Consider the following 12,871-nt stretch of genomic DNA (forward strand, 5'->3'; position numbering starts at 1 on the left):
CCCTGAGCTGCCTTTTTTATTGTTTGGGCTAATGACTGGCTGCTAGCGATTTTCGCGGTCGGCAACGGCGCGCAGAACCCAGTCCAGCGCCCGGGTCGAGAGCAGGCGGCGCAAAGTGCCAAAAATATGGGTCGGCGTGGTGACGTAATAGCGCGGCCGCGCCTGCCTCGCTTCCAGTGCGTGCAGCACCTTGAGCAGCACGGCTTCGGGACGCAGGGTGAATGGATCCTTCTTGCCGCTGTTACCCTGGGCCGCCAGGCGCTGTTCAACGGCGGCGTAGGTGGCGCTGTGGGGACTGTTGACGCGGTCGATGTTCTGCTTGAATTTGGCGTAGGCGTTTTCGCGAAAGTGGCTGATGACAGGCCCCGTTTCAATCAGTGACACCTGAATGCCACTGCCATGCAGTTCCTGACGCAGGGTATCGCTGAGACCTTCGAGTGCAAACTTGGAGGCGTTGTAGGCACCCCGGTATTTCAGTGTGATGAGCCCCAGCACCGAGCTGTGCTGAATAATGCGGCCGTGTCCCTGGCGGCGCATGGCCGGGAGTACCCGGCAGGCCAGTTCGTGGGCACCGAAGAGGTTGGTTTCGAACTGTTCGCGCAGCGCCTGGCGGCTCAGATCCTCAACGGCGCCCGGCTGGCCGAAACCCGCATTGTTGAACAGGGCGTCGAGGCCGCCGCCGGTCTGCTCAAGCACCCAGCGGACGGCACTGTTGATGGACTCTGTGTCATCCACATCCAGCTGGCAGCTCTCGAAACCCTGTTCGAGCAGGTGCTCCACGTCTTCCGGCTTGCGTGCCGTGGCAAAGACGCGATAGCCGCGCTGGCGTAATCCCAGTGCCACATGGTGGCCGATCCCGCTGGAACAGCCGGTGATCAATATGCTTTTTCCCATGGCCGCTTTGTCCTTTGTGCGCGGTTACTGACGTGGCAGGCATGCTAACAGATTTTATCGGCTGACCTTAAAGGTAGAACGCCGACAGCAGCATGATGGCCAGTAACGACAGTGGCGTCGAGAGCATGATGATCGCCGCCACCTGGTCTTTGGGTCCCTGGTACTGGGTGGTCATCATGTAGCTCAGCACGGCCACCGGCATGCAGGATTGAATCAGCAGGGATTTCTGCAGTATCTCCGGCAGTGGGAGCAACTGTATGGCCGCAAAGGCGGCAATGAAGCCGATCAGCACGCGGCCGGCACTCATGCAGCCGACCAGCTTCAGGTCACTCAGCGTGCGGATACTGATCGAGCCCAGAGAGCGCCCCAGCAGCAGCAACATGACAGGCACCGTAATGCCGGCCAGCATGTTCAGGGTATTGAGCAGCGGTACCGGTACCTGGGTGTCGGTAAGCAGCAGCACAATACCCACCAGCAGCGCCATGATAGAGCCGTTGGTCAGGAGCGCGCGGGGGTTCAGGGTGCCGGACATCAGCCAGGCGCCGAAGGTGAAATTGCTCAGCCCCACGGTGGTGGAAATAAGCACGGCATAGGGCAGAGCCTCGGGGCCGAGCAGTGCAAAGACCACCGGGATGCCGAGATTGCCGGTATTGGGATTCACCAGCACCGGCAGCAGGAAGCGCATGGGTTGCCCGCAAAGCCGCAGCGTCAGCGCTGCCAGTAGCGCAGCGATCACCAGCATGGCGCCGGCGGCCAGAATAATCTGCGACAGCGCGGCTATGTCTGCATCCATCTTCAGCAGAGAATTCAGCAGCAGACTCGGCAAGCCTATGACCATGACCAGCTGGCCAAGGTCCGGGCTGTCCAGCAGCCGGGTTCGTTTGCTCAGGATCCAGCCAAGGCTGGTACAGACCAGCACAGGCGTGAGGCTGGAAAAAAACTCGATCAGCATGGGCCTTGTCTCTGATGGCGCTGGTAGGTTGTATGACAAAGTATCCTTTTACGCTAAAGCGCTCAAGAGCAGGATAAAGATCTCGTATCAGCATCGGAAGATACGCAACCACAGCATCATCGCGAACACTTCGAAGACATTCTTTGTTAAATCCATACCAAGTCCCATACTTTCCATGATGTCTCTTTTCTTTTGACTGGTTGCCTCGTTGTCCGATCTGGCCCATCCGATGGAGAGGGGGTCCATCCCATTTCCCTGAAACAGCTGTGTATCAGGGATCAATCGCGTTCACGTCGTCTTGGCGTAAGGAGCGACTCATGAATATAAGAACAGCACTCTTTGTCTGTCTGGCCTGTGGTTGGAGTGCCGGTGTCCTGGCTGAAGAGACGGGAAATGACATCTACAAGGGCGATACGGAAAGTCGCCTGAATGCGCTGGCCCATATACAACCGGGGCTGGGCGTGGTGATGCACGAGATCGGTTACCGAGCGGCGGCGGCTTACAAGGCAGCGAATGGCGGTAACTGGGGACTGGCGCAGTATGAACTCAATGAACTGCTCGAGGCGCAGGAACTGGGCGAGGCGACAAGACCGCAACATGCCCAGATGCTGCAAGCCTTTGAGCACGCTAATTGGCCACCCGTTTTCAAAGCGGTTGAAAACAAGGACCTCGACACATTCAACCAGCACTTTGCATCGACGGTAGAGGCGTGTAACGCCTGTCACATAGCCCTGGGGCATGCATACATCAAGTACCAGTTACCCACAGAGGCAGCAGCGGCTGGTCTGGATTTCAATTTCCAGACCGATCCGACCCATGAAGAGGAAAAGTAGCAAATAGTGTGTCGCGCTGCCAGCAACGGGATGTGACGCAAACGGCGCAGCGCACTGCCAATCGGGGTATCTGGTGGACGAAGACCAGGTGCCCGCCGGGCTGCCCGGGTTATCGCTAGCCCGGATGCGAGCTACCCGTTATTGCGGATAGAGTTCGGCCAGCGCTGCCGTGGTGTCTGTTCGACGGGTGCTGCCATGGAGTGACTTCAATCCGCTGATCAAGCGTTCAGCATTTACCGCGGTCGCGGCTTTTGATGCGCTATCCGGCCCGGCTTTTGGTCCGGCATCTGGCGCGGCTGTTGCCGTGGCTTCGGGTGCGAAAAGGGCGCGGTCGAGCGCGGCCAGTTCGGCCTGCAGGGCGGCATCGCCAAGAGCGGCGATGCGCGCAAGGCTGGGTGCCTGGCTGCCGGTGAGCTGGCAGGCGTCGGCCCAGTCGAGGATCGCCCGGCGGATCTGTGCCGGATTGCCCTGCCGGCAGGCCTGCTGCAGTTGCCGTTCGGCAAGCTGTCGGTTGGGCATGTCAGTAGCGGTGGCGGCAGGCAGCTCCGGCGAGCGGGAGCGCTGGCGGGCGCGCCACCAGCCCAGGGCCAGCAGGCCACAGAGGCCGGCCCAGGCCAGATTGCTCCACAGCAGCCAGGGAGACAGGTCCGTGTCGTCCTGCGCACGGGCTTTAGGAGCCCTTTGTGTGGTGTCGTCTGCCGTAGCGGCTGCAATGGCGGGCGTCGTGGCTGCTGCGGCCTGCGCCGGTGTTGCTGTTGTTGCCGGTATCTGGGCGCTGGGCGCAGGCTTACTGCCCTGGCGCGGCGGCAATACGGTGAGGGTGATGGGCTCGGTGCGCGCTTCGCTGAACTCGCCGGCACGGCTGTTCCACCAGCGTACCCGGCTTGCCGGCAGGGTCAGGGTGCCGGGCTGGGTGGGGACCAGGCCAACGCGCTGGGTACGGCTGATCTGCAGGCCATCGGCGCCGGCCTGCTGCTGATCATCGACGGGCTCCGGATACACCCGCACGCCATCCAGCGTTGGCGGCGTCAGGCCCGGCAGTCGTGCAGGATCGGCGCCCTCGGTTTCCAGGCTCAGGTTGAGTGTGACCGGTTCACCGGCGTAGATGCTGCTGACGCCCGTCTCTAACCACTGCTTGAGCTTGAGGCTGTCGGCGGGTAGCCAGTCATCGCCGGCACTGGCCGGTGGCGCCTTGACCTCGATCTGTTGCGCCTCGGTGCGCAGCCGCACCGTCTGGCCGCGGTTTAGGTCGAACACGGAGCGCGAACCGCCCTTGACCGCGCTGAGCATCTGGGCCGGCAGTTCCAGGGTGCCCGGTTGCTGGGCGAACAGGGCATAGTTCTTCTCGTATACCAGATAGGGGCGGCCGTTGAGAGTGCGCTGGTACTGGCGATCCTCCAGCTCCACCAGCCTGGCGCCCTCGACGGTCAGCGGGGTGATCTGCAGTTCTGATAGGCCGACCGCGGTATTGAGCCGCACCCGCACCCGCAGTTGCTGGCCCGGATACAGGCTCTGGGGCTGCAGGTCGCGCTCCAGGAAGTAGTCACCGCTCTTGGCGCTGACCTGGGGCGCGGTCACCTGCACCTGCAGCGCCTCGCTGCGTGCGCCCTGCAGTTCGAAGGCGGGGATCTGAATCAGCCCCTGCTGTTTGGGCGCCAGGCTGTACTGCCACTGGGTAAAGGCGCTGGTCTTGCCATTGATGGAGCGCAGCTGGCTGCTCTGGCTGCGACCCAGAACCTCGAAAAACGGCTCCACGGCACTGATATCGGGCTCGGCGCTGGTGTCGCGGGAATCTAAGCGCAGGCTCAGGGTCAGGGTTTCATCCAGCGCCAGCTGGCTGCGGTCGACGCTGGCGCTGAGGCTGTCGGCCCGCAGCAAGGCGCTGTTCAATGCCAGCAGCAGGCCGAATAACAGGGTCAGGAGTGCGGTCACCGTGCGTGACAGCGGGGTGATGCTTACCATCGGGTTTCCTCGGGTGGTGTCCAGCGGCCCTGGCGATAGGCCTCCAGTTTCTGCTGATATTCGTATTCGAACTTGCGCCGCAGCAGCCCGCCGGGATCATCCGGCAGCTGACGCAGCCAGCGTTCGAGCTCCTGCGAGCGTTGCGGTGACGGATCATCGCTCGCCGCCACATCATTCTGGCCGTCGCCCGGCGGCTCCTTGGCTTCGTTGCTGGCTTCGTTGCTGGCTTCGTTGCCGGCATCATCGCTGCTGGCGATTGCCTCGGGCTGATCGGGGCTGTTCGGGTCCGGTCTGGGCGGCGCCCTGTCAGGCGGCGGTGTCTCGTCTGGATCGGATTCCGGGCCAGATTGTGGCGCTGATTCCGAGCCCGATGGATCGGGCTTCTGGTCGCTATCGTCACCACTCGAGTTCTGGTCGCCATCCTGTGGCTGACTGTCACCTTGCTGTGGCTTTTCTCTTTGTGAGGGATTGGCGCCTTGCTGTTCAGCGCCGTTCTGGTTCTCTTTTTGGTCCTGGTCCTGGTCCTGGTCCTGGTCCTGGCTTTGGTCTTGTGGGTCGCCCTGACCGGACTGGGAGTTCTTTTGTTGCTGCTTCTGTTGTTCCTGCTGCTGCAGCAACTGCTCCACCAGATCGCGGTTGGCCTTTGCATCGGCCAGTTGCGGGTCGCGTTGCAGGGCCTGGTCGTAGGCCTCCAGCGCCTCCTTGAGCTGACCGCCCTTGGCCAGTGCATTGCCGAGGTTGTAGTGATTGCCGGCGCTGTCCTGCTGCGCGATGGCCTCGCGGAAGCTGTCGCTGGCACCGCTGAAATCGCCACTGCGATAGCGGGCGCTGCCCTGCCAGGCGGGGTCGCGGAACTGGCCGGCAGCCTGTTCAAACTGCTGCGCCTGGTAGTGCGCGGCTCCCTGCTGGTCCGCAGTGTTCCATAGATCGCGCCAAAGATTGCGCCACAGATCGCCGGATAGCCCGGCAAGACCCGCGTCCGTTGCCGGCGCGGCGGCCCTGGTGCTGTCCGTTGCGTTGGCGGTTTCGGCGGCGCTCGCCGGCCGGGGCGCCAGGCCCGGGGTGATCAGGCTGACCAGCAGCAGGCTCAGCAGCCAGCCGCGGCGAAAGGCGAGGGCGGCCACCGGCAGCAGGAGCAGCACCAGCCAGGGGCCGGCTTCGCGCCACTGGTCGAAGGACTGCCCCAGCGGCGGCTGCTCGGCCAGTGCGCCAGCGATGCGCGCCTGGGCGAACTGGGCTCGGAAGTCATCGAGTTCGTCGCCGCTGGCGCTCAGCGCACGGTAGATGCCGCCACTGTCGCGGGCCAGGCGGATCAACGGCTGGGCGTCGAGTTTGGCCAGGATCATGCGCCCTGCGCTGTCGCGGGCGAAGCTGCCGTCGTCGGTGGGGATAGGTGCCCCCTCGGCGCTACCGACACCGAGGATTGACAGGCGCTGGCCACTGGCCTGCAACTGCGCTGCCACCGCATCGGCCGCCGCGGGCGTGACCCCGTCGGTGATCAGCAGCAGCTGGCCGTGCGAATGGCCGCTCTCGTTGAGCAGCGCCAGGGCGCGTTCGACCGCGGCTTCCACCTGGCTGCCGCGCACCGGCATGATGGCCGGTGACAGGGTCGGCGCCAGTGCCAGCAGGGTCTGGCGATCCTGGCTCAGGGGGCTGACCACATGGGCGTCGCCGGCGTAGACCACCAGTGCCGTGAGCCCTTCGCGGCGGGCACGCAGCAGGTCGATCAGGCGCAGGCGCGCCTGCATCAGGCGGGAGGGTTTGAGATCCTGCGCCTGCATGGACGGGGACAGGTCGAGGATCACCACCAGCGCGGCCTGGGGCTGGTACACCGGTTGTGGCAGCTGCTGCCAGGTGGGGCCGGCCAGCGCCAGGGTACCCAGTAGCCAGGCGGCGTGGAGGGCCAGCAGGGGGGTGCGGCGCTGCTGGGCGGGTTGCTGTTCCAGCAGCGGTTGCAGCAGGCTGGCGGGGATCAGCCGCTGCCAGCCGCTGCTCCGGGCCTGCTGCTGCCACAATCGATAGCCCAGCAGCGCGGCGGGAATCAGGAGCAGCAGCCAGAGCGGGCGCAGGAAGTGGAAGGCGTCGATCATGGGCGAGCCTCCCGCAGGGCGGCAGCCGGCCGCCGTTCATACAGGCACATCAGCGCCCACAGCAGTGACAGCAGAAGCGCCAGCCCCAGCGGCCAGTGGAACAGCGCCTCTTGCGGACGTACCAGTTGCTGTTCCTGCTCGCTCGGTTCGAGCCGATCCAGCTCGGCATACACCTGGGCCAGCTGTTCGGGGTCACGGGCGCGGAAGTAGTGCCCGCCGGTGGTCTCGGCCACCTGGGTCAGCAGCTTTTCATCGAGATCGGCGGATGGATTGACCCGCCGGGTACCGAAGAGACTCTGCACCAGCATTTCATCGGCGCCTATCCCCAGGGTGTGGATGCGGATGCCCTCCCTGGCCGCCACCTGCGCCGCTTCCAGCGGTTGCACCTGGCCTGCGGTGTTGGCGCCGTCGGTGAGCAGAATCAGTACCCGGCTCTGCTGCGCACGGTCGGTCAGGCGCTTCACCGCCAGGCCAATGGCATCACCGATGGCGGTCTTCTCGCCGGCGAAGCCGATGCGGGATTCGTCGAGCAGCTGCACAAAGGCGTGGCTGTCGAAGGTCAGCGGCACCTGTATATAGGCGCGGGTGCCGAACAGGATCAGCCCCAGGCGATCGCCCTGGCGCCGCTCCACGAACTGGGCCAGTACCTGTTTGACCACCGTCAGGCGGTCGCGCAATTGGCCCTCCAGAGGCATGTCTTCGGTGCCCATGCTGCCGGAAATATCCACGGCCAGCAGCAGATCGCGGCCGCTGGGAGCCACCGGCAGCGGGTCTCCGACCCACTGCGGCCGCGCGGCGGCCAGCAGCAGCGCCAGCCAGATCAGGCTCAGCAACGCCAGGCGGGTACGCAGGTGGCGTGGAGTGCGTGCGGGCGCCGCGCCATCGCTGCGCTGCAACTGATCAAAAAAGGGCACCTGCAGTGCGGCCTGCTGGCGCCGTGCCGGGCGGGCGTAGCGGTAGATCAGCCAGGGCAGCGGGGCCAGCAACAGCAGCCAGGGCCAGTCGAGGGTCAGCATGGCCACCTCCGTTTATGGTGCAAAATCCAGTTGCGCGCCAACTGCTGCACGGCATCAGTGTCGAATTCTATCGCGGCCTGGTAGGGGCCGCGCAGCAGGGCGTCGCCGGTACTTTCGTTAAAGCCGTCCAGGCCGCTGCTGTCAATTAGAAACTGGCGCCAGGCATTGTCGGTCAGCCCTGCCAGCGTCTGCTGCGGGTAGGCGCGCAGGGCGGTACGCCGTAGCAATTGGGCGACCTGGGTCAGGTAGCGCTGCGGATCCTGGTCCTGCTGCAGCTGGCGTTGGTACTCGGCCAGCAGCTTGAGGGCGGCGCGGCGGTAACGGTTGCGTTGCCATCGTCGCCACAGAAAGATGCCAGCCCAGATCAGCCCGCCCAGCAGCAGAGCGGCGAGCAGCCACCAGCCCGGTGCCGGGGGCCAGAAACCCACCTCGGCCGGCAGCTGCAGATCGTGCAGTTGTTCCAGCGACGGCGGGTTTGCCGGGGACGCGGTCTTCATGCGCGCCCCCCTGCGCCGCTGCGCGGGCCGTAGAGTTGCTGCAGCAGGGGCAGGGGTGACTGTTCGGTGCTCAGGTGATGCAGCGGGATTGCCAGCCGGGTGCAGAGTTTGCGCAGGCGCTGGTCCCGCTGCGCCAGCCGCTCGCCGGGGCGGTGCAGGTCGCGCACCGCGGCGCGCTGACGGCCGTTGCCGATCCACAGATCGTCGCTGTCGGGCAGGCCATACTCCAGCGGATCGCTGATCAGGAACAGGGTCAGGTCGCTGTGGCGGGCGAGCTGGTAGAGGCGCTGCTCGCTGGCCTCATCCAGATCGTGGAAGTCGCTGGCGATATAGACGGCGGTGCCGGGGTGGCTGGTGTGCAGCAGTTTGTCGAGCAGCTGGCTCAGGGGCGCAGGTGCCTCGGCGGGGCAGGGCGTGGTCAGGCGATGGCTGAAGGCATCCAGTTGCTGCAGCAGCTCCAGCACGCTGTGGCGGCTGCGGCGCGGGCGCAGATCGCGGTGCTCCTGGTCGCCGAACACCAGTCCGCCGACGCGGTCGCGTCCGGCCAGGGCGATCCAGCCGAGGGTGCCGATCAGGGCGCTGGCCAGCACTGCCTTGAAGCAGTGCCGGCTGCCGAAAAACATCGGCGAGCGCAGGTCGGCGGCCAGCAGCACCGGCCGCTCGCGCTCCTCACGGTAGACCCGGGTGTGCGGTGCCTGGCGCCGGGCGGTGACCCGCCAGTCGATGCTGCGGATATCGTCACCGGCCTGGTAGGCGCGCACCTGATCGAAGTCGATGCCGCGGCCACGCTGGTGGGTGCGCCATTCGCCGGCCAGCATGCTGCCGCTCTGGCGCCGGGCGCTTAGGCTCAGGCGGGCGGCGAAGCGGTGCAGCGCCACCAGCTGGTCGAGCCGGGTGTAGGCGCCCTCGAGTGGAAACTGGTCGCTGGCGGCTGGGTTGAGTGGGCGATTCATGCTGAAGCTCCGCTCAGGCCACCGGAACCTGGTCCAGCAGACGCGAGATGACCGCGTCGCTGCTCTGGCCATTGGCTTCAGCCTCGAAACTGAGCAGCAGGCGGTGGCGCAGCACATCCTGGGCGATGGCCTGGACATCGTCGGGGCTGACGTAATCGTGCCCCTGCAGCCAGGCATGGGCGCGGGCGCAGCGTTCCAGCGCGATGGTGGCGCGGGGGCTGGCGCCGTAGTCGATCCAGCGCGCCAGCTCCGGGGCATGGTGCTGCGGGTCACGGCTGGCCATTACCAGCTCGACCATGTAGCGCTCCACCGCCTCGGCCAGGTGCAGAGACTGAACCTCGGCGCGGGCGGCGAACAGGCTTGCCTGGCTCAGGCGGGCCGGGGGGTCTGCCACCTCGGCGCTGGCTTCCTGGCGTGCGAGGCGCAGGATGGCGAGTTCCGATTCACGATCCGGATAGCCCACGTTCACCTGCATCAGGAAGCGGTCCAGCTGTGCTTCCGGCAGCGGGTAGGTGCCCTCCTGCTCGATGGGGTTCTGGGTCGCCATGACCAGGAACAGATCGGGCAGTGGATAGCTCTGCTGGCCGATGCTGATCTGCCGTTCGGCCATGGCCTCCAGCAGCGCCGACTGCACCTTGGCCGGGGCGCGGTTGATCTCGTCCGCCAGGATCAGGTTATGGAACAGCGGCCCCGGCTGGAATTCGAAGCTGTGGGTCTCGGGGCGGTAGATGTCGCTGCCGGTGATATCGGCGGGTAGCAGGTCGGGGGTGAACTGCACCCGGTGGAAGTCGGCTTCCAGTGCCAGCGACAGCGTCTTGATGGCCTTGGTCTTGGCCAGCCCAGGCGCGCCTTCCACCAGCAGGTGGCCGTCGGCCAGCAGGGCGATCAGCAGCCGCTCGATCAGGCTGTGCTGGCCGATGATCTGGGATTGCAGCCATTGTTGAAGAGTTTGAAACTGGCGAAGTGGCGTCATGGTGGTGGCGATTCCCTGCAGAGAGCGGATAGCGGTAACGCAATACTCTATCTGGTGTTAAGTCAGCAAATTTCAAGCGGTTAGGACCCGGCTCCCGGGTGTAGGTTCCCCGGCGGGCGTTAAAGTCGCGCTTTCCGGTTCGCTGGATGGGATATCCCCAGTCATTCAGGTCGTGGCGCAGCTCACCCTACCGGGTTCGGTTCGCCCCCGCCAGCGGCGCGGGTCTGTCGCCAGCGCCCGGGAGTCGGCAGAGGCGGATACGGTGCAGGCGAAGTGGGACAACGGGCAGATGGATGCCGAGAACGTCACCGGAAAAGACGATCAGCAGTCGATAACGGTTGTAGGCAGATAGAATGAAACACTTCTCTTGGTGCGTCAGCGCACCGAGTTGGCTGTTCGGGTGCTGTAGATTCAAATCATTGCGGGGGCGGAAACAGGATGCTCCCGGGGCAGACGATAAGCAGTACCGCCTGCACTATTGGCGCCAGCCGGAAGGATTAGAGAATGTCGACTTCATCACGCTTAGTTGCCTTGCCGGGTCTGTTGCTGTTTGCCCTGTACGCCGTACTTTTCGCCAGTAGCGCCAATGCCGACCCTTCGGGGCGGGTGGGCTACCTGAGTGACAGCCATGGCCTGGTGAGCTATTCGCCATCCGGCGAAGACCAGTGGGTCAATGTTGTGCGCAATCGCCCGCTGATTCGCGGCGACCGGCTCTGGACCGATCGCGACGCCCGCGCCGAATTTCAGGTCGGCAGCGCCGCGGTACGGATCGATTCAAACAGCAGCGTCGAGATTCTCGACCTGGACGATCGCATTACCCAACTCCAGTTGACCCAGGGTGCGCTTGGCCTGAACGTGCGGCGCCTGTACAGGGATCAGCTCGTCGAGATAGACACACCTCTGCTGGCGTTCACCATCAATGGCAGCGGTCGCTATCGGATTGACGTCGACCCGCGATACGGCACAACCACCATAGTGGTGTGGGACGGTACGGGTGAGGTCTACGGCGACAACACCCATTTCAGCCTGCGTGCGGGCGATACGGTGCGTTTCTACGACGAGGATCTGCACGACTACCGGATGTACGGTTTGCCGCGTGAAGACAACTTTGACCGCTATGGTCTGGAGCGCGACCAGCGTTACCAGCGCGCCGAATCACTGCGCTATGTCGACGACGATCTGGTCGGTTACGGTGATCTGGATGAATACGGCAGCTGGAGTCCGGTGAGCGGTCACGGTCACGTCTGGTTCCCGAGCAACATATCCGTCAACTGGGCACCTTTTCGTGATGGCCACTGGGCCTGGCAGGAACCCTGGGGCTGGACCTGGGTGGATAACGCCCCCTGGGGATTCGCGCCATCGCACTACGGCCGCTGGATTTCCGTCAAAAATCGTTGGGGCTGGGTTCCGGGCCCGCGCCGCACGCGCCCGGTGTACGCACCCGCGCTGGTGGCCTTCATCGGAGGCAGCGGCTGGAGCCTGTCGCTTTCGCTGGGCGGCGATGCGTCACCCATCGGCTGGTTTCCGCTTGGACCCAGAGAAGTCTATGTACCCTCCTATCAGGTCAGTCGCGATTATTTTACGCGCATCAACGTGAACAATACGGTGGTCCAGAACACGACCATCACCAATATTTACAACAACTATTACTCCAGCAACAGGGTTGATATCGATCAGGTCAACTACGCCAACCGCCAGATGGAACAGGCCGTCACTGTGGTGCCCAGCAGTGTATTTGTGAACGCACAACCGGTGCGTTCGGCGGCGATGCGGGTTGACCGCAAGGCACTCAGCAGCGGCAAAACCCAGCGTATCGCCCAGATTGCCCCGCGCTCGCGCAGTGTGATCGGTAGCGGCGAGCTAACCAAGGCGCACCCGGCGGCGGAGGTGTTCGATCGTCGAGTCGTGGCGCGTAATGCGCCACCGCCTGCCGAGGCGCCCTTTGCCCAGCGCGAACAGCTCTTGCAGAAAAAGCCCGGTCGGGCGCTGGAACCTGCCGCTGCCAAAACAGAGCAAGGCCATACGACCAAACGGCCGAAGAACGTTCGGGTAATCGGCACCCAGGAAAACGCCGTGGATATCCGCGCCTCGGAATCTCGCAACGCCGGCGATTCCGCCCAACAGCAGCCGCTGGATCGCTCGGTTGAGCCCAAGAGAAAACCCGAGCCCGGGAAGCCCGGGAATGATAAACAGGCAGTTCAGCAAACACAGGAGCAACAGGCAGGGAAGGCCGACAGCGATAGCCAGGCTGCCCAGCAACAGCAAGATCAGAAACAACAAAAGCAGGAGCAGCAGCAACGCAAGGCTGATAATGACCGCAAGGCTGCGCAGCAACAACAAGAGCAGGATCGGCAGCAACGCAAGGCCGACAGCGATCGCCAGCCCGCTCAGCAACAAGAGCAGCAGCAACGCAAGGCTGATAATGACCGCAAGGCTGCGCAGCAGCAACAGGAGCAGGAACAGCTGCAGCGTAAAGCCGACAGCGACCAGAAAGCCGCTCAGCAACATGAGCAGCAGCAACGCAAGGCCGATAACGACCGCAAGGCCGCGCAGCAACAACAAGAACAGGAACAGCTAAAGCGCAAGGCCGACAACGACCGGCAGGCCGCTCAGCAACAAGAGCAGCAACAACGCAAGGCTGATAACGACCGCAAGGCTGCGCAGCAGCAACAGGAGCAGGAACAGCTGCAGCGTAAAGCCG

At 64.3% G+C, this 12,871-nt stretch carries 10 protein-coding genes; 2 read left to right on the plus strand and 8 right to left on the minus strand.

The genetic code is table 11. The annotated features are described in order from the left end of the window. Nucleotides 1-42 precede the first annotated feature (42 nt). Nucleotides 43-894, minus strand: a complete 852-nt coding sequence (locus MRS74_RS21040; protein ID WP_254582249.1) for an SDR family NAD(P)-dependent oxidoreductase — start codon at nt 892-894, stop codon at nt 43-45. 67 nt (nt 895-961) lie between these two features. After that, the gene (locus MRS74_RS21045; protein ID WP_254582250.1) at nt 962-1,846 is read right to left on the minus strand and encodes an AEC family transporter; all 885 of its coding nucleotides are present in this window, start codon (nt 1,844-1,846) and stop codon (nt 962-964) included. Between the two features lie 317 nt (nt 1,847-2,163). On the opposite strand from MRS74_RS21045, the gene MRS74_RS21050 reads away from it, so the two are divergent. Continuing rightward, nucleotides 2,164-2,679 carry a hypothetical protein gene (locus MRS74_RS21050; RefSeq protein ID WP_254582251.1) on the plus strand — a complete coding sequence of 172 codons (516 nt, stop codon included), beginning with the start codon at nt 2,164-2,166 and terminating at the stop codon, nt 2,677-2,679. Nucleotides 2,680-2,817: 138 nt separating this feature from the next. Here the strand turns inward: MRS74_RS21050 and MRS74_RS21055 are convergent, their stop codons facing one another. From MRS74_RS21055 to MRS74_RS21080, 6 genes are read right to left on the minus strand one after another with little or no spacing between them, the layout of a single operon-like run. Continuing rightward, nucleotides 2,818-4,641: a BatD family protein gene (locus MRS74_RS21055; RefSeq protein ID WP_254582252.1), complete on the minus strand. Its 1,824-nt coding sequence runs from the start codon at nt 4,639-4,641 to the stop codon at nt 2,818-2,820. Beyond that, on the minus strand, nt 4,635-6,731 hold the full coding sequence (locus MRS74_RS21060) for a VWA domain-containing protein (protein ID WP_254582253.1): 2,097 nt from the start codon (nt 6,729-6,731) through the stop codon (nt 4,635-4,637). The genes MRS74_RS21055 and MRS74_RS21060 overlap by 7 nt, the downstream gene beginning before the upstream one ends. After that, entirely contained in the window at nt 6,728-7,747 is a 1,020-nt protein-coding gene (locus MRS74_RS21065) for a vWA domain-containing protein (RefSeq protein ID WP_254582254.1), read from the minus strand. Before MRS74_RS21065 ends, MRS74_RS21060 begins: the two co-directional genes overlap by 4 nt. Next, entirely contained in the window at nt 7,741-8,244 is a 504-nt protein-coding gene (locus MRS74_RS21070) for a DUF4381 domain-containing protein (protein ID WP_254582255.1), read from the minus strand. The genes MRS74_RS21065 and MRS74_RS21070 overlap by 7 nt, the downstream gene beginning before the upstream one ends. Then, on the minus strand, nt 8,241-9,197 hold the full coding sequence (locus MRS74_RS21075) for a DUF58 domain-containing protein (protein ID WP_254582256.1): 957 nt from the start codon (nt 9,195-9,197) through the stop codon (nt 8,241-8,243). Before MRS74_RS21075 ends, MRS74_RS21070 begins: the two co-directional genes overlap by 4 nt. A gap of 13 nt (nt 9,198-9,210) precedes the next feature. After that, on the minus strand, nt 9,211-10,170 hold the full coding sequence (locus tag MRS74_RS21080; RefSeq protein ID WP_254582257.1) for an AAA family ATPase: 960 nt from the start codon (nt 10,168-10,170) through the stop codon (nt 9,211-9,213). Between the two features lie 504 nt (nt 10,171-10,674). Between MRS74_RS21080 and MRS74_RS21085 the strand changes: the two genes are divergently transcribed. Beyond that, the coding region (locus MRS74_RS21085) for a DUF6600 domain-containing protein (RefSeq protein WP_368671312.1) at nt 10,675-12,871 on the plus strand (2,197 nt) is incomplete at its 3' end.

The organism is Marinobacterium sedimentorum, from assembly GCF_024267675.1.
GTDB lineage: Bacteria > Pseudomonadota > Gammaproteobacteria > Pseudomonadales > Balneatricaceae > Marinobacterium_A > Marinobacterium_A sedimentorum.

Bases quoted from the DNA above. Each gene is read 5' to 3' on its own strand.
- MRS74_RS21040 (WP_254582249.1), bottom strand. From the start codon at position 894: ATGGGAAAAAGCATATTGATCACCGGCTGTTCCAGCGGGATCGGCCAC.
- MRS74_RS21045 (WP_254582250.1), bottom strand. From the start codon at position 1,846: ATGCTGATCGAGTTTTTTTCCAGCCTCACGCCTGTGCTGGTCTGTACC.
- MRS74_RS21050 (WP_254582251.1), top strand. From the start codon at position 2,164: ATGAATATAAGAACAGCACTCTTTGTCTGTCTGGCCTGTGGTTGGAGT.
- MRS74_RS21055 (WP_254582252.1), bottom strand. From the start codon at position 4,641: ATGGTAAGCATCACCCCGCTGTCACGCACGGTGACCGCACTCCTGACC.
- MRS74_RS21060 (WP_254582253.1), bottom strand. From the start codon at position 6,731: ATGATCGACGCCTTCCACTTCCTGCGCCCGCTCTGGCTGCTGCTCCTG.
- MRS74_RS21065 (WP_254582254.1), bottom strand. From the start codon at position 7,747: ATGCTGACCCTCGACTGGCCCTGGCTGCTGTTGCTGGCCCCGCTGCCC.
- MRS74_RS21070 (WP_254582255.1), bottom strand. From the start codon at position 8,244: ATGAAGACCGCGTCCCCGGCAAACCCGCCGTCGCTGGAACAACTGCAC.
- MRS74_RS21075 (WP_254582256.1), bottom strand. From the start codon at position 9,197: ATGAATCGCCCACTCAACCCAGCCGCCAGCGACCAGTTTCCACTCGAG.
- MRS74_RS21080 (WP_254582257.1), bottom strand. From the start codon at position 10,170: ATGACGCCACTTCGCCAGTTTCAAACTCTTCAACAATGGCTGCAATCC.